Origin of the sequence: Antrihabitans cavernicola, assembly GCF_008297975.1 — a bacterium.
In the GTDB taxonomy this organism is placed as follows: Bacteria; Actinomycetota; Actinomycetes; order Mycobacteriales; family Mycobacteriaceae; genus Antrihabitans; species Antrihabitans cavernicola.
Window position 1 is genome coordinate 268,938 of sequence record NZ_VLNY01000006.1, and the last position, 22,043, is coordinate 290,980.

General features: G+C 64.9%; 25 protein-coding genes and 1 pseudogene. 11 read left to right on the top strand and 15 right to left on the bottom strand.

Annotated features, from left to right (window positions below; translation table 11 throughout):
• Window positions 1-68 precede the first annotated feature (68 nt).
• Complete coding sequence (locus tag FOY51_RS15190) at window positions 69-1,055, top strand: alpha/beta fold hydrolase (protein WP_235916365.1); 987 nt, start codon at window positions 69-71, stop codon at window positions 1,053-1,055.
• Here FOY51_RS15190 and FOY51_RS15195 read toward each other — a convergent pair.
• Window positions 1,052-1,849, bottom strand: coding sequence for a carbon-nitrogen hydrolase family protein (locus FOY51_RS15195; protein ID WP_149431073.1), 798 nt, complete (start codon window positions 1,847-1,849; stop codon window positions 1,052-1,054). The genes FOY51_RS15190 and FOY51_RS15195 overlap by 4 nt on opposite strands.
• Before the next feature lie 38 nt (window positions 1,850-1,887).
• On the opposite strand from FOY51_RS15195, the gene FOY51_RS15200 reads away from it, so the two are divergent.
• Window positions 1,888-2,556 carry a GntR family transcriptional regulator gene (locus FOY51_RS15200; RefSeq protein ID WP_149431074.1) on the top strand — a complete coding sequence of 223 codons (669 nt, stop codon included), beginning with the start codon at window positions 1,888-1,890 and terminating at the stop codon, window positions 2,554-2,556.
• Here FOY51_RS15200 and FOY51_RS15205 read toward each other — a convergent pair.
• Complete coding sequence (locus tag FOY51_RS15205) at window positions 2,528-3,898, bottom strand: MFS transporter (protein ID WP_149431075.1); 1,371 nt, start codon at window positions 3,896-3,898, stop codon at window positions 2,528-2,530. The two genes, FOY51_RS15200 and FOY51_RS15205, sit on opposite strands and share 29 nt — an antisense overlap.
• Before the next feature lie 168 nt (window positions 3,899-4,066).
• Here FOY51_RS15205 and FOY51_RS15210 point away from each other — a divergent pair, with 168 nt between their 5' ends.
• Window positions 4,067-4,756 carry a DUF2848 domain-containing protein gene (locus FOY51_RS15210; protein ID WP_149431076.1) on the top strand — a complete coding sequence of 230 codons (690 nt, stop codon included), beginning with the start codon at window positions 4,067-4,069 and terminating at the stop codon, window positions 4,754-4,756.
• A gap of 18 nt (window positions 4,757-4,774) precedes the next feature.
• Here the strand turns inward: FOY51_RS15210 and purU are convergent, their stop codons facing one another.
• The 3 genes from purU to FOY51_RS15225 are packed head-to-tail and all read right to left on the bottom strand — an operon-like array spanning window position 4,775 to window position 7,067.
• The gene (gene purU / locus FOY51_RS15215; RefSeq protein ID WP_149431077.1) at window positions 4,775-5,647 is read right to left on the bottom strand and encodes a formyltetrahydrofolate deformylase; all 873 of its coding nucleotides are present in this window, start codon (window positions 5,645-5,647) and stop codon (window positions 4,775-4,777) included.
• A 4-nt stretch (window positions 5,648-5,651) separates the two neighbouring features.
• Window positions 5,652-6,521, bottom strand: coding sequence for a class I SAM-dependent methyltransferase (locus FOY51_RS15220; RefSeq protein WP_149431078.1), 870 nt, complete (start codon window positions 6,519-6,521; stop codon window positions 5,652-5,654).
• A 30-nt stretch (window positions 6,522-6,551) separates the two neighbouring features.
• The gene (locus FOY51_RS15225) at window positions 6,552-7,067 is read right to left on the bottom strand and encodes a GNAT family N-acetyltransferase (protein ID WP_149431079.1); all 516 of its coding nucleotides are present in this window, start codon (window positions 7,065-7,067) and stop codon (window positions 6,552-6,554) included.
• 59 nt (window positions 7,068-7,126) lie between these two features.
• Here FOY51_RS15225 and deoC point away from each other — a divergent pair, with 59 nt between their 5' ends.
• Complete coding sequence (gene deoC / locus FOY51_RS15230; RefSeq protein ID WP_149431080.1) at window positions 7,127-7,783, top strand: deoxyribose-phosphate aldolase; 657 nt, start codon at window positions 7,127-7,129, stop codon at window positions 7,781-7,783.
• Here deoC and FOY51_RS15235 read toward each other — a convergent pair.
• Entirely contained in the window at window positions 7,780-8,556 is a 777-nt protein-coding gene (locus FOY51_RS15235) for an LmeA family phospholipid-binding protein (protein WP_149431081.1), read from the bottom strand. The genes deoC and FOY51_RS15235 overlap by 4 nt on opposite strands.
• 107 nt (window positions 8,557-8,663) lie before the next feature.
• Between FOY51_RS15235 and FOY51_RS15240 the strand changes: the two genes are divergently transcribed.
• Together FOY51_RS15240 and FOY51_RS15245 are read left to right on the top strand one after the other, a co-directional pair.
• Window positions 8,664-9,065 carry a hypothetical protein gene (locus tag FOY51_RS15240; RefSeq protein ID WP_149431082.1) on the top strand — a complete coding sequence of 134 codons (402 nt, stop codon included), beginning with the start codon at window positions 8,664-8,666 and terminating at the stop codon, window positions 9,063-9,065.
• 66 nt (window positions 9,066-9,131) lie between these two features.
• Window positions 9,132-10,607 carry a hypothetical protein gene (locus FOY51_RS15245; protein WP_149431083.1) on the top strand — a complete coding sequence of 492 codons (1,476 nt, stop codon included), beginning with the start codon at window positions 9,132-9,134 and terminating at the stop codon, window positions 10,605-10,607.
• Window positions 10,608-10,657: 50 nt separating this feature from the next.
• Here FOY51_RS15245 and FOY51_RS15250 read toward each other — a convergent pair whose 3' ends face one another.
• The 4 genes from FOY51_RS15250 to FOY51_RS15265 are packed head-to-tail and all read right to left on the bottom strand — an operon-like array spanning window position 10,658 to window position 14,284.
• On the bottom strand, window positions 10,658-12,424 hold the full coding sequence (locus FOY51_RS15250) for an acyl-CoA dehydrogenase (protein WP_149431084.1): 1,767 nt from the start codon (window positions 12,422-12,424) through the stop codon (window positions 10,658-10,660).
• A 9-nt stretch (window positions 12,425-12,433) separates the two neighbouring features.
• Window positions 12,434-13,216: a class I SAM-dependent methyltransferase gene (locus tag FOY51_RS15255; protein WP_149431085.1), complete on the bottom strand. Its 783-nt coding sequence runs from the start codon at window positions 13,214-13,216 to the stop codon at window positions 12,434-12,436.
• Window positions 13,217-13,222: 6 nt separating this feature from the next.
• Entirely contained in the window at window positions 13,223-13,735 is a 513-nt protein-coding gene (locus FOY51_RS15260) for a DUF2505 domain-containing protein (RefSeq protein WP_149431086.1), read from the bottom strand.
• Window positions 13,736-13,780: 45 nt separating this feature from the next.
• Window positions 13,781-14,284 carry a DUF2505 domain-containing protein gene (locus FOY51_RS15265; RefSeq protein ID WP_149431087.1) on the bottom strand — a complete coding sequence of 168 codons (504 nt, stop codon included), beginning with the start codon at window positions 14,282-14,284 and terminating at the stop codon, window positions 13,781-13,783.
• A 24-nt stretch (window positions 14,285-14,308) separates the two neighbouring features.
• Between FOY51_RS15265 and FOY51_RS15270 the strand changes: the two genes are divergently transcribed.
• Window positions 14,309-15,400, top strand: a complete 1,092-nt coding sequence (locus FOY51_RS15270) for a UDP-N-acetylmuramate dehydrogenase (RefSeq protein ID WP_149431088.1) — start codon at window positions 14,309-14,311, stop codon at window positions 15,398-15,400.
• 2 nt (window positions 15,401-15,402) lie between these two features.
• Here the strand turns inward: FOY51_RS15270 and FOY51_RS15275 are convergent, their stop codons facing one another.
• The gene (locus FOY51_RS15275; protein ID WP_149431164.1) at window positions 15,403-15,882 is read right to left on the bottom strand and encodes a hypothetical protein; all 480 of its coding nucleotides are present in this window, start codon (window positions 15,880-15,882) and stop codon (window positions 15,403-15,405) included.
• Between the two features lie 121 nt (window positions 15,883-16,003).
• Here FOY51_RS15275 and FOY51_RS15280 point away from each other — a divergent pair, with 121 nt between their 5' ends.
• A complete protein-coding gene (locus FOY51_RS15280; RefSeq protein WP_149431089.1) occupies window positions 16,004-16,414 on the top strand; it encodes an Rv0313 family protein in 411 nt (136 codons plus the stop codon).
• On the opposite strand, the gene FOY51_RS15285 is transcribed toward FOY51_RS15280, so the two are convergent.
• Together FOY51_RS15285 and FOY51_RS15290 are read right to left on the bottom strand one after the other, a co-directional pair.
• Window positions 16,398-17,138, bottom strand: coding sequence for an SDR family NAD(P)-dependent oxidoreductase (locus FOY51_RS15285; protein ID WP_149431090.1), 741 nt, complete (start codon window positions 17,136-17,138; stop codon window positions 16,398-16,400). The two genes, FOY51_RS15280 and FOY51_RS15285, sit on opposite strands and share 17 nt — an antisense overlap.
• 103 nt (window positions 17,139-17,241) lie before the next feature.
• Window positions 17,242-18,189: a TauD/TfdA dioxygenase family protein gene (locus tag FOY51_RS15290; protein ID WP_149431091.1), complete on the bottom strand. Its 948-nt coding sequence runs from the start codon at window positions 18,187-18,189 to the stop codon at window positions 17,242-17,244.
• A 405-nt stretch (window positions 18,190-18,594) separates the two neighbouring features.
• On the opposite strand from FOY51_RS15290, the gene FOY51_RS15295 reads away from it, so the two are divergent.
• Window positions 18,595-19,836, top strand: coding sequence for an ROK family transcriptional regulator (locus tag FOY51_RS15295; protein ID WP_149431092.1), 1,242 nt, complete (start codon window positions 18,595-18,597; stop codon window positions 19,834-19,836).
• Window positions 19,837-19,888: 52 nt separating this feature from the next.
• Here FOY51_RS15295 and FOY51_RS15300 read toward each other — a convergent pair.
• Window positions 19,889-20,919: pseudogene (locus FOY51_RS15300) on the bottom strand (tocopherol cyclase family protein).
• Window positions 20,920-20,981: 62 nt separating this feature from the next.
• Here FOY51_RS15300 and FOY51_RS15305 point away from each other — a divergent pair.
• Complete coding sequence (locus tag FOY51_RS15305; RefSeq protein ID WP_149431093.1) at window positions 20,982-21,218, top strand: FitA-like ribbon-helix-helix domain-containing protein; 237 nt, start codon at window positions 20,982-20,984, stop codon at window positions 21,216-21,218.
• Window positions 21,202-21,624 carry a type II toxin-antitoxin system VapC family toxin gene (locus FOY51_RS15310; RefSeq protein WP_149431094.1) on the top strand — a complete coding sequence of 141 codons (423 nt, stop codon included), beginning with the start codon at window positions 21,202-21,204 and terminating at the stop codon, window positions 21,622-21,624. Before FOY51_RS15305 ends, FOY51_RS15310 begins: the two co-directional genes overlap by 17 nt.
• On the opposite strand, the gene FOY51_RS15315 is transcribed toward FOY51_RS15310, so the two are convergent.
• Complete coding sequence (locus tag FOY51_RS15315; protein WP_149431095.1) at window positions 21,621-22,016, bottom strand: PaaI family thioesterase; 396 nt, start codon at window positions 22,014-22,016, stop codon at window positions 21,621-21,623. The genes FOY51_RS15310 and FOY51_RS15315 overlap by 4 nt on opposite strands.
• Between the last annotated feature and the right edge of the window lie 27 nt (window positions 22,017-22,043).

Sequence of the window (22,043 nt, forward strand, 5' to 3'; positions counted from 1 at the left end):
TTGCTGCTAGCTCTAGCAAGCAGCGCTGTTAGCGCGATAGTGTGGCCTGAGACACAAAGGAGTGTTACGTGAAGTCACAGAAGAACGTTCTGCTGGCCCCGGTAGGGCAGCGGGATGACGCACTTCTCCGGCCGATCAGCGTCGAGCCCGAGGTCATCCCCGTCGTTACCGAAGATGGCGCTTCACTCCGAGTACATGCCTACGGCCCCAAGGGTGCCGATCCGATCGTGCTGGCCCATGGCTGGACCTGCAACATCGAGTACTGGACACCGCAGATCAACGCTCTTGCGGACCGCTACCGCGTCATCGCCTACGACCAGCGCGGGCACGGCGAGAGCACCTTCGGCTCCCGTAAGGCCAGTGCGGACGTCCTGGCCGACGACCTTGCAGCAGTGCTGTCCGCGACCGTTCGACGCGGTAAGCGCGCGCTGCTGGTCGGTCACAGCATGGGTGGCATGAGCATCATGGCGTGGGCAGGTAAGAACCCCGACCAGGTCGATCGTCTCGCGGCCGGCGTCGTGCTGATGAACACCGCCAGCGACAGCCTTCTTGCGCAGACCACGGTCATCCCGATGCCGGGTCGCATGCGCTACGTTCGCTCCGCCGTCGGTCGCGCCGTTCTCGGTGCGCCGATTCCGCTCCCGCACGGTCGAGTGATCACGCGAGGCTTCAAGTACGGCGTGTTGTCACCGGGTGCCACCCGCGCCGAGGTGGAATTCTGCCAGCAGATCGTCGTGTCCTGTAGCGGCCGCGCGCGCAGTCGGTGGGGCATGGCGCTTGCCGACCTCGACATCACCGCCGCGCTGGAAAACCTGAACGTTCCGACGACCGTGATCGCGGGTGAGTTGGATCGTCTTACGCCGCAATCGCATTCGCGTCGACTTGCCGAAGCGCTCGACAGTCACGATCTGCTCGACAAGTTCGTGGTGCTTCCCGGTGTCGGCCACATGGGCAATGTCGAAGCGAGCCTGCAGGTCAACGACGAGATCGTGCGGATGCGTTCGCTGGCCAAGCGTCGCCGCCCGCGCCGTCGACTTTCGGTTGTAGCTGGCTAGAACCGCCGGTTCGCGAGGACCGGCAACGTTTCGCGAACCTTCGCGACTGTATCCGTGTCGATGTCGACCGTGAGCAGTCCCGGGGCCGAATCGAGGTGCCCCAGAACAGTTCCCGTCGGTGATACGACGATGCTGTTGCCGACCCCGAGCGGTGCCGTGCCGTGGACTTCCTCTCCGGATGCGACCGGATCGGCCTGATCGCAGGCAGCGATGAAGGTGGTCGAGTCGAGCGCGCGAGCCCGGGCGAGCAGGGTCCATTGATCGACCTTGCCGGGCCCGGCTCCCCATGACGCTGCGACGACGGTGAGCGCCGCGCCACGGTCGGCGAGTGTCTGGAACAGTCCGGGGAAGCGGAGGTCGTAGCAGGTGGCCAGGCCGATACCGACGCCATCGACGGTCACGACCAGCGGCTCGGTGCCCGGTGCCACGGTGTCCGATTCGGCGAACCCGAACGCATCGAACAGGTGGATCTTGTCGTAGTGGCTGTCGACGCCGCCGCCGGTGACGAGGAGCGTGTTGCGCACCCTGCCGTTGTCGGACGGTGTGAACATGCCTGCGACAACGGTGATTCCGGCTCGGGCCGCGCAGTCGCGAACGGCGTCGGCCCACGGGCCGTCGAGGGGTTGTGCAACGTCGCCGAGTGGTGTTCCGAAACGATGCATGGTGGCCTCGGGGAACACGACGAGGCGCGACCCCGCGTCCGCGGCAGCTGCAACCTGCTTCTCAACGGTGGCGAGGTTGGCGTTCGGGTCCGACGAACTGGTGATCTGGGCGAGACTGACACGTAGCGTCACTGTGTTGCTCCTGGCTGCTTCGGGTGTATACGTATTGTATGCAGGAATTGGTTGGGGTAGAGGGTTCGGGCTCCGAGCTGTCCGGTCGCGAAAAGGCCTATCTGTACGTCAGAGATCAGGTGCTGACATCGCCTGCTGCTACCGGATCCTTTCTCAACGAACAGGAACTTGCGACGCGGATCGGCGTATCCAGGACTCCGGTTCGAGAGGCTCTCCTGATGCTTCAGGCGGAGGGCCTCGTCGAGATGGTGCCCAAGCGTGGGGCGCACGTCCCGGCGATGTCGGGCAGGCAGATCGCGGAATTGATGGAGTTGCGCGGTGTGCTCGAACGACATGCGGCCAGTCGCGCCCTGGAGGTGGGGCAGGTGCCCATTGCCGCGATGCGTTCGGCGTTGGCGGCGCAGGAAGCGATCGCGACCGGTCGGCGCGCCGACGATGCCCGCACCTTCATCGACTGGGATGGCCGCTTCCATCAGATTCTCATCGATTCTGCCGGGAGCGACTTGCTGACTCGCACCTACGCCGGACTCCGGGCGCGCCAGCTCCGGGTCGGTCTGACAGCGCTCGGTGCGTCCGATCGGCAACACGGGGTGTGTGTGGAGCATCAGGCCATCATCGATGCTCTCGACGTCGGGGACGAGGCGCTCGTGCACGAGAAGATCAACGCTCATCTCGAGTTCACGCTTCAGATTCTGTTGCGCGCCTAGCCTTTTCGGTCGCCAATAGCGTGTAGTGCTCGTCCTCGGTGGGGTCTGGGTTGCGTCCGAGGGCGAGGCCGACGAGGGTCACCGCTCCGACGATCACGACGTAGCCGGCGATCGGTACCCAGCTGTCCGTCTTGCTCAGCAGCCATGTGAACATCAGCGGCGCCATCGCTCCACCGAACACACCGGCGATCGTGTAGGCGAGCGAGCTGCCGGTCGAGCGCAGTGCGACGGTGAACTGTTCGGTCACGAATGCCGCCTGCGGCCCGTACATGAACGAGTGGAAGGCCAATCCGACGACGACTCCGAGGATGAGCAGCGGGAACGAACTGCCACCGATGACGAGGAAGAAGATGGCGCTCCACGCGACACCGCCCACCGCGGCAACGGCGTAGACCAGGCGCCGGTTGATCCGGTCCGAGATCGCGCCTGCCAGCGGAATCAGGCCGAGCTGGAATGCGGAGCCGATCAAGATCGCCGTGAGTACCTCGCCGCGCTCGAACCCGAGCTTCTGGGTTCCGTACGTGATCGAGAAGACCGTGAACAGGGCGTAGATGACATCCGGTGCGATGCGCGACAGGATGGCCGCGACCAGCGGTCGGGCCTGCGTGGTGAAGACGTCGCGGATCGGGGCCTCGGCACGGTCACCGGATTCCTGTAGCGCCTTGAAGACAGGCGTGTCTTCCAGCTTCAGCCGGATCCAGAGTCCGAAGCCGACCAGCACTGCTGACAGCAAGAAGGCGAGCCGCCATCCCCAGGACTCGAACTGCGCTTCCGTCAACGCGAGGGTGAGGCCGGCGAGTGCGCCATTGGCCATCAGATTGCCTGCAGGAGGCCCGATTTGAGCTGCCGATGACCAGAAGCCGCGTTGGCTCGGGTTGCCGTATTCGCTGGAGAGCAGAACGGCACCACCCCATTCGCCGCCGACTGCCACGCCCTGGGCGAATCGCAAGAACACGAGAATGGCGGGTGCCGCGACCCCGATCTGGTCGTAGCCGGGAAGCAATCCGATCGCGAAGGTCGTCACGCCGATCATCAGCAGGGTGATGACGAGCAGCTGCTTGCGGCCGATCACGTCGCCGAGGCGTCCGAAGACGAACCCGCCGATCGGTCGCGCGACATAGCCGACCGCGTAGGTGGAGAACGCGAGCAACGTTCCCGTCAGGGGATCGCTGTCGGGGAAGAAGATCTGCGGGAAGATCAACGCGGCCGATGCCGAGTAGACAGCGAAGTCGTACCACTCCAGCGCGGTTCCGGTGAGGCTGGCAGCGAACGCTTTCGCCAGACCCTTCTTGTCGACAGGCGCAGGCCTGCCTGCGTCGACGGAGGTGGATTCTCCGATCATGGCAACTCCTTGTGGGTTGAATTCTTGTCCTCGACGACGTGGTCCGTGCTGTGGTTCAGCTCACCTTTGCCGTTGTACTCGCTACATACTTGCGGTATACAAGAGGTATGCGCAACCCCCTTGGCGCAGAAAATCAAGAAATCCATCCGAAGCCAGGAGCCGAGACCCATGTCGCAACTCACGTTCACCCTGCCCGACGGCACAGTCGAAAACGTCGAGGTCACAACCCTCCTCAACGCGGGCTACGCCGGTCGTAACCAGGAGGAGGTCGCCTCGCACATTGCCGAACTCGCAGAACTGGGCGTGCCTGCTCCGACGACCATCCCGGCGATGTACCCCATTTCGCCTTACCTCGCGCAGCAGACCGACGAGGTCTTCGTCCAGCACGGCAGGACGTCCGGCGAAGCCGAGTGGGCCCTTGTCATCACCGAGGACGACGTGCTGCTGACCGCTGCCTGCGACCACACCGACCGCGACCTCGAAGTCCACAGCGTGGCATGGAGCAAGAACGCCGCGCCCGACGTTCTGGGCTCCCACGCATGGCGGTTGTCGGAGATTGCCGACCGCCTCGACGACATCACGATGTCGGCCTGGGTCGGGGAAGGCGACGGCGAACCGTCCACCCTCATCCAGACCGGTACGCTCGCCGACCTGCTGGCACCGAAATACTGGCTCGACGTTCTGCGCGAGCGGGGACTGTATGCGCCGGGGACCGTGCTCGTGTCCGGAACGATCTCGATGCGCAACGATGTCGACCAGTTCGCCGACTCCTGGAAGGTCGCCCTGCGCGACCCGTCGACCGGCGACCAAATCAGCTGCAGCTACCGAACCGTCCGGATGCCAACGCCGATCGGCTGACTCCTAGCTGAACACGGTCTATGTGAACACCACGGTCTTGCGGCCGTGCACCAATACCCGGGCCTCCAGGTGCCATCGGAGGCCACGGGAGAGCACCAGTTTCTCGATGTCGCGGCCCTGCCGCACCATGTCGCGAATCTCGTCCGAGTGATCGACGCGGATGACGTCTTGCTCGATGATCGGGCCCGCATCCAGTTCGGCAGTGACGTAATGGCAGGTCGCGCCGATCAGCTTCACTCCGCGCGCAAATGCCTGGTGATACGGCCGGGCACCGACGAACGACGGCAGAAAGCTGTGATGAATGTTGATCGCTTTGCCCGCCCAGTGTTCGCACAGTTCGCCCGGTAGCACCTGCATGAACCGGGCGAGCACGACGGCCTGCGGAGCATGGGCGTCGACGATGTCGCGCACCTTGTCGAACGACGGGCCGCGCTCCGCAGGATCGCGGGCGAACGGGACGTGATGAAATTCGATACCGTGGGCATCGGCGACCGGCGCCAGATCGGGGTGGTTGCCGACAACGGCGGACACGGTTGCGGGAAGCTCGCCACCCGCTGCCCGGCCCAGCAGGTCATGGAGGCAGTGCGCGTCCTTGCTGACCAGCAGCACCACCCGTTGCCGTTCGCCGGAATCGTGCAGTGCCCATTCGGTTTTCGGTCCCAGCTCGGCCGCGACGTCGGCGAACCGTTCGCGTAGTTCGTCGATACCGACAGCAATCGACGACGCCCGGACCGCCTGGCGGGTGAAGAACCAGCCGGAGTCGGGATCGGCGTGATACGCCGCCTCGACGATCCAGCCACCTTGTTCGGCGAGGAACGCGGAGATGCGCGCAACGATGCCGGTGCGGTCGGGGCAGCCGAGCAGTAGGACGTAGCGGCGGTCGTCGGTCATGCGGTCAGTCTTCTCCACCGCGCCAACCGGTAATCACGCCGGTTCCCACCAAGGCGGTGGCGTCGACGGTGTGGATGCCTCGATCGGTGATCAGCTCGAGGAAGTCGCTGCGAACGGCTACGACGGTGTCGTCGTTCATCTGATCGAGCGGTGCTCGAAATCCGCTGCCCAGCACGAGGTCCCACGCGAATTGCTCCGTCGCCGGGATCAGGTTGGACAGCACCGTCACGGCGACCGATGCTGCGCCCAGGTCGGTCAGCCAGGCCGCAAGCTTCTCCGGATTGTCGATGCGTTCGGCGGCTTCCTTCGGCGTTTCCACATGTCGAGTCGGCGGGACCGGTGTTCCCGTAGCCGAATTCGCCTGGTGCCTGCCGATCACCTCGTAGTAGGCGGCCGCAAATCGATCCAGTGCGCCACTGCGCCAGACGGTCACCCCGAATCCGCCACCGGGGCGAACCAGCCGCAATAGTCGGGAAACGGCAGCGTCCATGTGCGGCAGGAAGAACACACCGAACGAGCTGGCGAGCGCGGCGTATCCGGCATCCGGCACGCTGCTGGGCGGCTCCCACGTCGTCACGTCCGCATGGACGAAATCGATGTTCTGCAACGCTCGATCGGAGGCGATCAGCCTGCCTTCCTCGAGCAGGTCGTCGGCGAGGTCTATCGCGTGTACCCGGCCGGTCGGGCCTACCGCTGCCGCCGCGGGAAGCGCGGATGCGCCTGCGCCGCAACAGACGTCGAGCACGGTGTCGCCCGGTTGCAGTCGGAGCGCGAAGACCAGGGACTGACCTGCAGGTCCCCACACCTGCGGAGTCACCTTGGCAAAGTAGGAACTACTGGCGTCGAAGACTGCTGCGAGGTCGCTGCTTGTCATTCGTCCCAGGATAATCCGGGCTCGGTGGTATCAGGCCGGGAGCGCGTAGAACGGTGCGGCATAACGGAATTCGCCCCGCTCGTCCGAGTACGCGGTGAGCGTACGAACCTGGAAGTGCGCTGCCCAGTCCGGCTGGTCGGGATCGATCCCGAGCGTGGCACCGAGGGCGAAGCCGAACCGCGGGTAGTAGTCGAGGTGACCGAGCAGCCCGATCACCGGTTCCTCCAGAGCGTCCGCGGCGCCGATCGCGGCATGCATCAGCGCCGCGCCGACGCCGGTGCCCTGGTGGTCGCTCGACACGCCGATCGGGCCCAACGCCACGACTGGAACGAATCCGACGGTGGCCCGCGTCAGGCAGATGTGGCCGACGACCGTGCCTGCCTGCTCTGCCACGAATGACAACGCCGGGAGCCAACTCGCATCTTGTCGGAGCAGGCGAACAAGGCCCACTTCGCCGGGTTCCGCGCCGTCGTCGGTCGCAAATGCGCTGCGATGGACTCGGTCGATTGCTTCGATATCGTCGGACCGCTCGCGGCGAATCAGCATGGGGCACAGTCTGGTGTGGTGGGGCGATGCGCGCAACACAGGTATGACAAGCTCGCAGCATGCCTGCCGTTTCCACGCGCGACGCCGTCGCAGCCATCGTCGACCACACCCTGCTCAAGCCGGAGGCAACCGCTGCCGACGTGGCTGCGCTGATCGCCGAGGCGCAGGATCTCGGCGTCTACGCGGTGTGCGTCTCGCCGTCGATGTTGCCGATCGCAGCACCGGGCCTCGTCGTCGCCGCCGTCGCGGGCTTTCCGTCGGGGAAACATCATTCTCTGGTGAAGGCCGCCGAAGCGCGTCTTGCGGTCGAACAGGGCGCGGCCGAGGTGGACATGGTGATCGATGTGGGCGCTGCCGTCGCCGGTGATTTCAACGCCGTGCTCGCCGACATCATCACCGTCCGCGAAGGTGTCGGCTCGGACGCCGTGCTCAAGGTGATCATCGAGTCGGCTGCGTTGTCCGATGCGGCGATCGTCGCCACCTGCCGGGCGGCCGAACAGGCCGGCGCCGAATTCGTGAAGACGTCCACCGGCTTTCACCCGGCGGGCGGTGCCAGTGCGCACGCTGTCGAGTTGATGGCGAACACGGTCGGCGACAGGTTGGGCGTCAAGGCCAGCGGGGGCATCAGGACGACGGCGGCCGCACTCGAGATGATCGGCGCGGGTGCGACCCGGCTGGGGCTCTCCGGAACCCGCGCTGTGCTGGCAGGTCTCTAGCCCAGAACGCCGCAACCCTTCAGATCGACGCCGTCGGGTACGGCGGGCATCGTGTACTGCCCACCGGCCAGCGACATCGTCAGGCCTGCGTCGGTGATGTTCAGTTCCTTCGGGGTCATGCCGAGCGGGTAGGTCTGCAGGCTGTCACCGACGGTCTTCACGATTCCGTCGACCAGATCGGTCGGAAGACCGAGACCCAAGATTTCGGCGTTGACCGTTTCCAGGTTCACCGTGCTGCCCTGTACCTGAGGCCGAACGGTCAGCTTCGCGAGACCGGCCGGACCCACGTCGAAGGTGAGGGTGCCGTCCGTGCCGCTCGAGGTGACTCCCGAGACCAGCCCACCGAACGACTGCGACTGCACGGTGCTGAGAATCCCCTGATCGGACCACTCGATGTTCGCGGTGGAGCTGCCGATCGAACCGCTGCTCTGCGCGGTTTGATCGATCTTCACGTCCTGCACCTTCGCGTGCACCTTCATGTCCTTGGCGGGACCGAACGACGAGTCGTCGCTGTCGATGGTGACGTAGGGGACATCCTTGTCGATCATCTGCAGCAGCATCGGTTTCGCGCTCAGGCCAACGTCCACCTGGGTGCCGAGCTCGCTCTTGAACTGGTCGGACATGCAGTTCTTCACTGTGTGGCGCGCGAAGAGTTCGCCGGCGATCAAGGCCACCACCAGGGCGCCGACCACCAGCATCGCGATCAGCACAACGCGGTTGCGCTTCGATGTGGGCGGTCGCGGGGCGGCGGGCGCGTTCCGTGTGGAAACCATGTGGAGATTCTTCCCGAACTTTCTAAGCGGTCTCTGTGAATGTCGCTCACGACCGTAGCCCGCCCGAAAATGTGAGTCACGCCACAGCCCGAGCGTAGGGTGACCGCATGATCGAGCGATTCGCCCACCTGGTGCGCGGCTGTGCGGCGACCGGAGGCGTCGTGTCCGATCAGAGTGCGGCTCAGCTGTACGGGATGGGCGACTTCGCACCGCACTATCTGCATCTCAGCTGCAGCGCCACCACGCCGCGGATCGAGTCGATCGCAATTCATCGCAGAGTCCTGCGTCCCGACGAGATCTACGACTGGGGATCGTTCCGCATCACGACACCGCTGCGCACGATCCTCGATCTTGCCGAAAGTTCGATATCGCAGGGTGCGCTGAACCAAGCGATCGGGGACGGGGTCGCTATCGGGCGGGTCTGCGGAGCGGAGATCCACGAGGTGCTGATTCATCAGCAAGCCCGCACCGGCGATCGTTTGCGTTGCGCTCTGCTGGCGTGGCAGTGAGAACTCCTGGCTGTGTCGGTGCCGAAATAGTTTCGTCACTGCGCTGTTCGTGGCAGGGTTCACACCATGGGCGAAGAACAGCACCCAGCCGGGATCGCATTGCCGTTACGAGGCGAGGGTCGTAGCACCTCCGAATTCGCCAAAGCTGTTCTGGCCGACTCCGTGCGGAAGTACGACGCCGACCTGTCGCAAGACATCGAATCGTCGCACAAATGGGATTCCGAATATCTGCACGCGTTCCGTTCGATCACCGCGGTGAGCGCTTCGTCGGCAAAGGCGTCGCGTGGCATAGCAACCGAAGGGCTCCGATCTGCGCACGCCCTGCTGCGCTACTGCGACGACGGCACCGAGTCCGCCCTCGATGCCGGGCAATGGCGATCGGCAGCCGACAGCCTCGAAACCGTGACCGTCGAAGGCGGCGGCACGCCGGTGACGTCACTGCAGGTGCCCTACGACGGAGTGTTCCTCGAAGGCGACGGGCTGCGCCGGAAGCTGGTCGATTGGCGTGACCGCGGCATCATGGAGCCAAGTTTCGTCAGTGCCGTCGAGGCGGTCATCGACAATCCGAAATGGCTTGCGCTGCCCGGATATCAGGCAGTGCTGGTCGGTGCAGGGGCGGAAACAGGACCGTTTCAGCCATTGGTGACCTGGGGCGCATCGGTTCTCGCGCTCGAACAGCCGGGTGACCGCTGGGATCGGCTGCTGCGCGGTGCCGAAGCCGGTGCGTCGACAGTCACGTACGCGGTTGGGGACGACGGGCCGGGTGTCGACCTGACCACGGAATTTCCGCAAGCGCTGCAATGGATTTACGCGAACACCACCAAGCGGAGAAAGTTGGTGTTCGGAACCTACGCCGACGCCGACGACGCGGCAGACCTGGCGTTGACCGCTGCCGCCGACGTGCTGGCCCACGACATCCTCGAGACTCGACCGGATACCACGTTGTCCTACCTCGCCACGCCCACCGACTGCTTTGCGGTCAAGGCGGATGTGATCGCCGAAGCTCGCGGACGATGGCGCGACCGGGGATTGAGTGGACACGTGCAGAATGCGCTGCGGTTCGCGTCGCGATCGGCGCTGTTCCGCCCGAACTACCTGGACGAGATCATCGATCGGTCGGGAACGCACTGGAGTGTGGCGAACGGGCTGGTCGCCGTGCAGGGTCCCGAATACGCACTGTCGAAGCGGCTGCAGCGCTGGCGCGGCGTCGTGACGAGGGCTGCGGGCCAGAGCGTTTCGTTCAACGTCGCACCTGCATCGTGGACCGAGGCGGTTACGCGTAGCCGAGTTCTTGCGGGTGCGTATCACGGTGCCAGTCACTTCGGCGTCGAGATCTTCGAACCGGAGACCGCGCGAGCGCTGATGGCAGCCAAGCTGGTGAGTGATCTGTTCGCACCGGTGGAGGTGCGCAAGCGTGCCAACCCAGAGGAGCTGTTCTACGAGGGTGCAGTCCACGGCGGATTGTGGCGGCAGCCTTTCGATCCGGTCTCCGTTCTCGGCGTCGCTGCCGCATCGGGTTATCCGAAGGCGTTGATGGGCTGACGCCCCCGTGCGTGAATTTGGGTGTCAGGGCACCGAAAATCACGCACGGTTCAGAACCAGGCGTCCTGCATCTCCAACGTCGTGCGATCGAGGCTTTCCAGCAGGTCCAGCTGTGGTGCCGTCCTTGGCAGCTCGAAGCGGTAGAAGTACCTGCCCGCCTGGCGTTTTCCGTCGTAGAAGTCGCCGGACTTGCCATCGGCGGCCACCAACTGCTCCAGCCAGATCCAGGCGAGGACAGCGTGACCGAACGCTTCCAGATAGACCGAACTGTTGGCGAGTGCGGCCTCGATGTCGCCGGAACCGAACATGGCGGCTGTCACCGATACGATGCGCTGCCACGTCGAATCCAGCTGTGTCGCAAGATCGGCCGGCTCGCCGCCCAGTTCGCCTGCGGCGACGACGGTCTTGGTGACTTCGCCCGCAATGGCAGCGAGACCGGCGCCACCCTGCACGACCACCTTGCGGCCCAGCAGGTCCAGCCCCTGAATGCCGTGCGTGCCTTCGTGTATCGGGTTGAGTCGATTGTCGCGGTAATGCTGCTCCACGTCGTATTCGCGGGTGTAGCCGTAACCGCCGTGAATCTGAATCGCGAAGCTGTTCGCCTCCAGACACCACTGCGATGGCCAGCTCTTCGCGATCGGCGTCAACGTGTCCAACAGCAGTGTCAAGGATGCGCGTTCGTCGGGCGTCGTCGCGGTCTTCTGCAGGTCGACAAGGCGGTTGCAATAGAGGTTCAGCGCAAGTGCGCCCTCGACGTACGACTTCTGCGCCAACAACATTCGCCGCACATCGGGATGTTCGACGATCGGCACCTGCGCGGCGGCCGGATCCTTCGCCGCCACCGGCCTACCCTGTTCGCGGCCGCGCGCATACTCCAACGACTTCAGGTATCCGGTGTAGCCGAGCGCGGTCGCGCCGAGCCCCACGCCGAGTCGAGCCTCGTTCATCATGTGGAACATGTAGGTGAGCCCGCGGTTTTCCTCGCCGATCAGATAGCCCGTCGCACCGTCGAAACTCAGCACCGTGTTCACGGCACCGCGGTAGCCCATCTTGTGGTTCAACCCGGCGAGCAGCACGTCGTTGCGGTCACCGATGCTGCCGTCCGCGTTCACCAGGTACTTCGGCACGACGAACAGCGAAATCCCTTTGGTACCAACAGGTCCGCCGACGACCTTCGCCAACACCAGATGCACGATGTTCTCGCCGAGCTCGTGATCGCCACCCGAGATCCACATCTTGGATCCGACGATCCGGTAGGTGCCGTCGTCCTGCGGCTCCGCGCGAGTGGTGATGTCCGCCAACGACGAACCCGCCTGCGGTTCCGACAGGCACATGGTGCCGTGGAATCGGCCCGCGATCATCGGCTTGACGTAGGTATCGACAAGTTCTGCGTTGCCATGGGCGGCAAGAAGATTGGCGTTACCGACAGTCAGGAACGGATATGCGGCACTGCCGACGTTGGCGGCCTGAATCCACGCGAAGCCCGCTGCGCTGACGGTTGCAGGGAGCTGCGAACCGCCGATGGCGCTGTCCATCGACAGGCCCACAAGATCGGCGCGAGAGAACGCGTCGATGGCCTCCTTGACCTCCGGGATGATGGTCACGGTGGTGCCGTCGAAGGTGGGTTCGTTGGCGTCGTTCTTCTTGTTGTGCGGGGCGAAGTACTTGGTCGCCACTTGCTCGCACAGATCGAGAACGCCGTCGAAGGTCTCTTTGGAGTGGTCGGCGAACCGCTCGCGCTCGACCAGACGGTCGACGTGCAGCCATTCGTAGAGCAGGAAATCGATGTCGCGCCGGGACAGCAAAGTTGACCGCATGTGTCCAGGCTAGAACCCGTTCGGTGCCACCACACTCCAGGGCACCGACAGCACGCAATCACGCATGCGCCGCCGATACAGCCATACCGGAATGCCCTGCTTGTCCAGCGCCGCGAGCGTGGCACGCCACCGCACGCGCGGCCCGAACGGGGACAGCGGCGCGGCGCTCGCCCAGGCGCGATCGGCGGCGACCAGCAGGTCGTGCACTGGTTCTCCCGCAACGTTGCGGTGGATGAGCGCCTTCGGCAGTCGCTCGGCCACATCCGACGGCCGATCGGTGGTGAACGGATCCCATGCCAGCGTCAACGACAATGGGCCGGCCGCGTCGAGTAGCACCCACGCGCAGCGGCGCCCGAGTTCGTCGCACGTCCCGTCGACGATCAGCCCGCCCGGTGCCAGCCCCGACGCGATGGTTGCCCACGCGTCGGACACCGCCTCTTCCGGGTACTGCCGCAGTACGTTGAAAGCGCGGACCAGCACCGGCGACAGCCCTGCCAGCTCGAATCCGCCGCGCGCGAACGTGACGCCGTCGCGGCCTGGAACCACCCGAGCAGGATCGATCTCGAGGCCGACGACGCGGATGTCGGCCCGGACGGTGCGCAACCGCGACGCCAGTTCCAGGGTGGTGGTGGGACTGGCGCCGTAGCCGAGGTCGACGACCAGGGGATCGGGTGCGGCGATGAGCGTTTCCTGGACGAGTGGGTCGTGGATCAGCCAGCGATCACTGCGACGCAGTCGATTGATGCCGGTGGTGCCGCGGGTGATCACCCCACGCGGAGGGGGCGGCGGCATGTGCGGTCAGGCGCTCGGCGGGTTTTTCTCGAGCCATGCCACGGTCGCGGCGGCCTCGGCGCGGAACAGGTCGATCAGGTTCACCAGCATCAGCTGCTCCAGCTTCGGCCCGACCATCGGGATGTACACCTTGGCCTCCGACGACGTGCGCAGTGTGCAACCGGTATCCGTCGAAAAGAGGCGCACGGTGCCGCCGAGACTGCCTGGACCTGCGGGAATGGATGCATCCCACTTACCCGTGACCTCGTCGCCCAGCGCCGAGTAGCTCTCCTTGCGGGTGATCACCATGTCCTTGCGGATCACCGTCTGTGCGATTTCGGGCAGTTCGGTGCGGGGCAGGATGTGGTGCAGCTCGATCTCGATGCCGTTGTCGTCCGCATGGAAGTTCTCCACGTGGTTGGGCGAGTACTGCCGCATCTCCTCGACGCGCGCTTCCCAGTAGTCGGGATCGGTCATCGCCGCGTACACCTGGGGAACGGTGTACTGGTAGCGGGCTGAGTAGTCGATTCGGCGAGCCATGACGGTCAAGGCTACCGGTCGGGGCAGGCAGAACCGAACGTGTGCCTAAGGTTTGGCGTCGAGCCACTGCTCGGTGAAGGCGTCCTCGCTGTCGAGGAGCCTGCCCAGCTGTTCGGCGATGACGCTCTCGATCTTTCCGCCGAACAGTGGAATCTTGACCTCGACCTCACCGTCGACCTTCGCAACCGAACCGGTGCCGTCGTTGGTGACGGTGACCGTGCCACCGATCTTGGCCGGTGCCCCGTCGACAGCGGCGGTGAATGTTCCGTTGGTGGTGCCGTTCGTGACCGGCCCCCACGACTCGGAACGCTTGATCACCAGGTCGCCCGGGCGCACCGCGGTCACCACGCCCGGGAGTTTGTCGGCGGCGATGCTCTGCTGCAAATTGACGGTGGTGGTGCCGTTTGCCGTCTCGATGCCCAGCAATTGTCCACCCGGCCCGCCGATCTCGGCCATACGGTCCTTCCAGTACTGCTCGCTGGTGAAAGCGGCGTGCACGGCGTCAACGGACTTCGAGTAGCGAGCGGAATGCTCGATGCGGCTTGCCATGTGCGGCACGCTACCGTCTGTGGCGTGCTGAATCCACGAGTACGCGACCAGCTGATCGCGGCGGGCGCCCGACTCTCCGACTCCGTCCCGCTCGCCGGCCTCACCACGCTGCGCGTCGGCGGTCCCGCGGCGGTTCTCGCGGAGTGCGAATCGACGCAAACTCTGGTCGACACCGTGCGCGCGCTCGATGCGGCGCAGGTGCCGACCTTGATCGTCGCCGGTGGATCGAATCTGTTGATTTCCGATGCCGGATTCGACGGCGTCGTCGTCCGGGTTGCCAACGCGGGCGTGCAGATCGGCGACGACGCCGTGTACGCCGAGGCCGGTGCGGAATGGGATGCCGTGGTCGCCGCGACCGTCATCGCAGGCTTCGGCGGCCTGGAATGCCTCTCCGGAATTCCGGGTTCGACGGGTGCGACACCGGTCCAGAACGTCGGCGCCTACGGAGTCGAGATCTCAGGGCTGCTGCGTCGGGTGAGTCTGTTGGATCGGCGAAGCGGGGACGTGTACTGGGTGGAACCGGACGCGCTCGGTCTCGACTACCGAACCAGCGTGCTCAAACACTCCGACCACGCCTTGGTCCTCGGCGCCGAATTCGCCCTTCGCTCGGACGGTTCCAGTGCGCCGCTGCGCTATCGCGAATTGGTGAATGCGTTGGGCGCCGCGGAAGGCGAGAGCAGGCCTGCGGCGGCGGTCCGCGACGCCGTGCTCCGATTGCGCAGCGGTAAGGGCATGGTGCTCGACGCCACCGACCACGACACCTGGAGCGCCGGCTCGTTCTTCACCAATCCGATCGTGTCGGAGAGCAGCCTCCCGGGGGTGCTCGACACCATCGCAGGCAAGCTGGGTGATGTTGCGGTGCCGCAGTTTCCGGGGACCAACGGTGTCAAATTGTCGGCTGGTTGGTTGATCGAGCAGGCCGGTTTCGGGAAGGGCTATCCCGACGCCGATGCCGCTGCTCGACTCTCCACCAAGCACACGCTGGCGCTGACCAACCGTGGCTCCGCAACGGCCACCGACCTGGTGCGGCTCGCGCGAGCGGTACGCGACGGTGTGCACGGATCGTTCGGGGTCATGTTGGAGCCGGAGCCGGTCACCGTGGGCATCTCGCTATAGCGTCAGGGCATTTCGACAGTTTCGGCTCTGGCGATCTCGGCGATGGCGCGCTTGATGTAGTCCGTTGTCGGGATGTGCGCCGTCGCCGCGAGATCGGCAATGACCAGCACGGCTGCCTGCAGGTAAGCCGTGCGAGCCCGCTTGGGCGTCTCGTCGTCGGGATCGGAAACCCCGAGTGCGCCGGTGAGCACGTCTGCGACAGCGGACACGTCGAGGTGCGGTAGCCAGCCGATCGCGCCGCGGGCGGTGCGTTCCAGCACGGCATGAACGTCGTCACTGGTGAGGCCGTCGGGATGCAGAGTCTCGAGCAGTTCTCGCACGATCCCGGCGTGCACACCGCTGACCTGCGGATTCGGCAACTTCGCGAGGTCGTCGAGCGCGTCGCTCAGAGCCGACGAGTCGGTGCCGCGGACCGCAGTCAGCGCGTCGTCGGTCGCGTCGGCGATCTTGCGGGGAATCGCCGGCCATTCGGTGGGCCACATGGTTGCGAGCTTTCCATAGGTCACCGACAACAACCGCTCATGGCGCAATGCGCCGACAATGCCCACACTGGAGAGGTGCCCGTCGGCGAGCGGCGTGGCGATCGAGCCGTCAGGAGCAGCAATGGCCGCGAATGGACCGTTCGGGTTCGATCCCGAAGACATCGAGCGTGTGATGCGCGAGGCCGGCGACGGTGTCCGCGAGTTGGTGGAGGGGCTCAACAAGTTCGTCGAACCCGGAAAGTCCGCAGGCTGGTCGAACCTGTTTGCCGACTTCGCGCGCGGCGCAACACCTCGACCGTCGGCCCCGCCTGCACCCGAGCAGGAGACCACGGGTCAGAAGGGCGACGGGGTCTGGGCGATCTTCATCGTCGACGACGACGGTGTCGCTCGCGCGGATCAAGTCTTCGCCACCGAACTCGACGCACTGCGGGCACACCGCGACAACACTGACAGTCGCCGCCAGGTTCGCTTCCTGCCCTACGGCATGTCGATCAGCATCTTCGACAAGTTGTCGACTACGACCGACGACTGAACTGCCCCGGCACCGCACCCTGATCGCGGGGTCGGACGATGATCTGGTCGAGGTTCACGTGCGGCGGCCGGGATGCGACGAAGCCGATGATCTCCGCAATGTCGTCGGCGAGGAGTGGATCGATGCCGTCGTAGACCTTCGCGGCCTTCTCCGCGTCGCCGTGGAAGCGCACCAGCGAAAATTCGGTTTCCACTGCGCCAGGGGCAATTTCGGTGAGTCGTACCGGCTTGCCCAGCAGCTCGCCCCGCAGTGTGCGGTGCACCATCGCCTGACCGTGCTTGGCCGCGGTGTAGCCCGCGCCGTTGTCGTAGGGGCCCAACGCGGCGACCGAGGTGATGGTGACGATGAGGCCGTCGCCGGACTCGATCAGCTTCGGCAGCAACGCCTTCGTGATCCGCAGCGTGCCGAGAACATTGGTCTCCCACATCCACTGCCAGTCGTCGAGGTCGGCTTCGGCAATGGGCGCAAGGCCTTTCGCGCCACCGGCGTTGTTGACCAGGACATCGACGCGGGGGATGACGGCGGTGAACGCATCGACCGAATCCTCGTCGGTGACGTCGAGTTCCAGTGCGGTACCGCCGATCTCGTCGGCCAGCTTTTCGAGTCGGTCCAGGCGACGAGCGCCGACGAACACGTGATAGCCGGCAGCGGCGAGTGTGCGTGCCGCTGCTTCACCGATCCCCGAGCTGGCACCTGTGACAACTGCTGTGCGCTGTGTAGTCATGGGTTCGATCCTAGGGTGCCCGGTTGCCCCGCTGATCACGAGCAATTGGTGGCAGTTCTCGCGGATTTCGCCACCTGTTGCTCGTGATCAGCGGGCGAGGGGATCAGCTGGCGACGGGCTCGTCGATGACGGAGTAGTGCTCGGCGTCACCGGTGACCACTCGACTGCGCTCGCCGCGGACGTTCACGGGCACATCGCCGGCAAGGGTGATGCGGTTGAGGCGACGGTACTGATCGTCGTAGTCGGCGACGGCGTAGTGCTGCGTTGCGCGGTTGTCCCAGATCGCGACGTCGCCTGCCTGCCAGTTCCAGCGTGCCGTGTTCTCCAATTTGGTCACGCGATCCTGCAGCAGGTTGAACAGGATCTGCGACTCTTTGGAACTCAGCCCGACGAACTGCTTGACGAAATGGCCGAGCAGCAGCGTGCGCTCGCCGGTCTCGGGGTGCACGCGGACGACGGGGTGCTCGGTTTCGAACTCGGTGGACTCGAACTCGGCGCGGTATTCCTTGCTTTTCTCGTCGTTGATCGCGTCGGCGCTGGCAGCGGCGTAGTCGTAGCGGTTGGAGTGCACGGCCCACAGGTTCTCCACCAGGTGCTTCAGGGGCGTGGGGAGGGCTTCGTAGGCGGCCGTCGTCGACGCCCAGGTGGTGGAGCCGCCGTATTCCGGCAGGGACACGGCGCGCAGGATCGACGCCTTCGGGATGCGGTCGACGAACGTGACGTCGGTGTGCCAGCTGTTGGCCTTGCCGTAGTCGGAATCGATCGCCAAGGTCTTCACGCCGCGCGAGGTGACGGTGGGATGCGGGGTGGTGGGAGAGCCGAGGAGTTCGGCGAACTCATGCTGCGAGTCGTCGTCCAGGTGATCCTGGCCGCGGAAGAAGATCACCTTGTTTTCGAGCAGAGCCTTGCGGATCAGCGAGATCGTTGCCGGATCGAGGTCACCGCCGAGTCGCACGCCGTCGATCCGTGCGCCGATATTGGCGCCGAGTTTGACGACCGAGGCTGTGCGCGCGGGGACGGTTTGGGAGCTGGGGGCGAAATCGATGGACATGGGTGCCTTTCGCGCAGAAGAGGATTGGAAATTCGACGCCTCCGACGAAAGCAGCCGTTCGGACTGCGCGAAATGCTTTCTGTCACTGTGATCCCAATCGCTGCGTCATTCCCCCGCCGCTTCGCTCGCCCCTGCGATTGGACAAAATCCGCCAGGGTGCTAACTTTGGCGCTATGTCTACCGGCCAGTCGTCCGCGCTGCGGGTCACCTATGTGACCGCTGCGCTGGGTTCGCGGCTGCCTCTTGCGCGGGAATTGTGTTGTTCCTGTCGCTGCCTCTGCAGCTGACACGCGCCCGCAATTCGGATGCCGTCGGCACTGCCCGCCGATATTTGCGCTGGTCCAGTGCTGTCTGCCTACCGCAAAGACATAGTCCCGTGCGTTCGGGACCCAAGCAAGGAACATCATGTCAACAGCGACATTCGCTTCCCCGCAAGTACTTTCTCGCCCTTCCCCTAACCGTGTTCAGGTAGTCGCACCGGAATTGCGGATCGCTGACAACCCAGCCGCCGCTGTCTTGCGCGCTGCGTCCGGTCAGGGTCCGATTTCGCGTGACGCGGCCTCCCGCGATACCGGTTTGAGTATCGCGACCGTCAATCGCCAGGTAGCAGTCCTGCTTGGAGCGGGACTGCTGCGGGAACGGGCCGACCTCACCGCCTCGGGTGCGATCGGCCGGCCGCGTGTTCCGTTCGAGGTCAACCACGAGTTGTACCTAACGGTGGGTATTCATATCGGCGCCGTCGTCACCAGCGTCATCGCCAGCGATCTACGCGGCCGCATCCTCGGCGGCGTGGAAATCCCTACGCCGCAAGGAGATCAGAACGCGGCGTTGGGATCGATCGCCCGCAGTGCGCGTGCGTTCACCGCGCGATGGCACCGGCGTCAGCCCCTGTGGGTGGGCGTCGCGCTGGGCGGCCGCGTGGACGCGGCGTCGGGCGTCGTCGATCATCCGCGCCTCGGTTGGACCGGTGCGCGAGTCGGTTCGATCGTCGGCGAAGCACTCGGGCTGCCGGTGTCGGTCTCGGCGCACGTCGAGGCGATGGCAGCATCCGAATTGTTGCTTGCGCCAAAAATTTCCGAGGATCGACAGACGTCGGGCACCAGCCTGTACTTCTACGCTCGAGAGACGGCGGGCGTTGCCCTGACCATCGACGGCCGAGTGCACACACCCAACAACGGTCCGGGATCGGTCGCGCATCTACCGACCGGCTCGGACGTGATCTGCGAATGCGGGCAGCGTGGTTGCTTGGAAGCGACGATCAGCGATCGGGGTGTCGCCGCACGGGCCGTACGACTCGGTATCGTCGATCGTCCGACCGTTGCCAGCCTGTACACCGCAGCAAGCTCGGGTTCGGTTGCGGCGCATGATCTTCTGGTCGAGCGGGCGCAGGTGCTGGGGCGAACGGTCGCGATGCTGCGTGACCTGTTCAACCCCGATCGGGTGATCTTGGGCGGTCAGGCGTTCACCGAATATCCGGCGGGCATTCCGCACGTAGCGGAGGCGTTTGCGGCGACGTCGACCCTGGCGCGCAAGGACGTTCGCGTCAGCGGCTTCGGTAAGCGGGTGCAGGAATTCGCTGCCGGTGTGACGTCGTTGAGTGCGATCTACGCCGATCCGCTGCCGTCGATGCGGCGCGCGCTCGGCTGACCACCCTGGGTGAATGTACCTTTCGTTCGGTCAGATCGAACGAAAGGTACATTCACCCCGAATGGGGGCGGGCATCGGTTGCGTCCGGTGCTCCGCCTCGTCGGGTGACTTCTGCTCTGGCACGATCGATGCTGCCGTGCTCGAGGGCGGCAAGATCGGTTTCGCCGCTCCAGATGATCTTGGCGCGATGACGTACGACGACGTTCATATGTCCCGCAAGGTGTTCGATCGCACCGGGGACGTTACGACGCTCGTCGGGTAACGGCACCGGCAGGACGTGTGCGGCGCCGAGCGGCGAGTTTCCCTCGATCTCAATTCGTACTGCGCACTGCGTCCGTGCAACGACCACTTCTCGTCGCTCACCTTGGCCCGCACCGCCGAAACGCCCGGGTTGCCGAGCCTGATCAGCTTGCCGTCGGGCAGTCGCGCCACCACTGCCGTCACTTCGGTGCGAAGTGGACCGGCCGTTACCTGGCCGCCAGCAAAGGCGACACAGGCCTCGGGTTCGGCGAAGCCCTGCGCCTGGCCCCACCACCACGATTCCGGGAATCCGCCTTTGCCCCAGTTCTTTTCGGCGTAAATCTGGGCGCCGTCGAGGTTCCATTCCTCGTCGCCGACGGTCGCCGTCCCGCGCACCGTTGCGCCGAGCAGCCACGGATGCCAGTACTGATTGAGTGCAGGAACGGCTTGAAACACGCTCGACCCGCCGAACGAGCGCCGCGACCATGTCACCGGATCCGATATCTGCACGTCCAGTCGCGCGTCGGGTCCCATGTCGACGACAACGCGATCGGCAGAAGCGCGAAACGCCGTACCTGCACTGGCGCCCAACGCTTCTGGATCGGCGACCCCGTCCGGATGCGCGACGGTGCGCAGAAACCCGTTGGGATGCGACGCGAGTCCCAGCGTCGACCACGTCCCGTCGTCAGCCCGATTGATACCGATCAGCGCGATCAGCACCCGTCCGCTTTCCGGCAATGTGAACCGCCAGAAGTAGCCCTCCATTGCGACATCGTGAGCGCGCAACGGATCACCGAAGGGCAGGTCGGCGCCGGTGGAACGGTAGCGATCGAGCAGCGACATAAGTAGACCGTAGCCCTGACAAACCTAGCGCTGATTCAGCGCTAGTGCGCTGAAATAGCGCTATGGCGACAATTCAGATCAGAGAGATACCCGAGGACGCGTACGAAGCGATACGTCGTCGTGCGAAGTCTCACGGACAGTCGATCCAGGCGTACATGCGAGAAGTCGTCATCGACTTTGCATTTGCGCCGACGAAAAGTGAGGCCATCGAGTATCTCGAGGCGTCGCTCGTGGGTGCCGATCACTCTTGGTTGACACCGGACCTCGTTGTCGACGCGATTCATGCCGATCGTCGATAGTCGCGCGGACATCGTCGTCGACGCGAACGTCTTGATTTTTGCTGCACTCGACGTTGGACCGCGTGGCGCTGACCTACGCGCACGACTCGATAATTCACGTTGTCACGCACCGCATTTGATCGATGCGGAGTTCGGCAACGTGTTGCGGAAGATGGTCGGCAGCGGCAAATTGAACATCGAACGTGCCGAGGTCGCGCGCATCCACGGTCCACGCTTGATCAACTATCGCTACAGTCACCACGGTTCGATCGGCGATTCAGCATGGAGGTTGCGAGACAATCTGTCGTATTACGACAGCCTCTACGTGACGCTTGCCGCTGGACTCGGCATTTCACTGTTCACTGCCGATAGGCGACTTTCAAATTCGCCAGGCCTACCGTGCCGCGTCGAACCGATCGAGTTCTAACCCTGCTTCAACACCGCCTGCGACTGTGTCACCTGCGCTACCAACTTGCCATCGCCGTCGCGCACCTCGGTGACAACTGCGATCGTCGAGCGTCCGACGTGGATCGGTCGCGCCGTGGCCGTGACCGTGCCTTTCCGAACGCCCCGGGTGAAGACGGTGCTCGAGCTGGTGGTCGAGGTGAAGGACCCTTCCGGCAGATTGAGAAACGCGCAGACGGCTCCGATGGTGTCGGCGAGCGTCATGATCGCGCCGCCGTGCATGGCTCCGCCCGTCGTGGTGCGGTCTTCGCTCCATTCGAGGGTGCCGACCGCCTCGTAGGGCGACGCCGAGACCAGCACGATGCCGGTGGCTACTGCAAACGGGATGGCCGCGACGATGTCGGTTGGGTTCATATTTCCCGAGCCTAGTAGCCGCGTAGC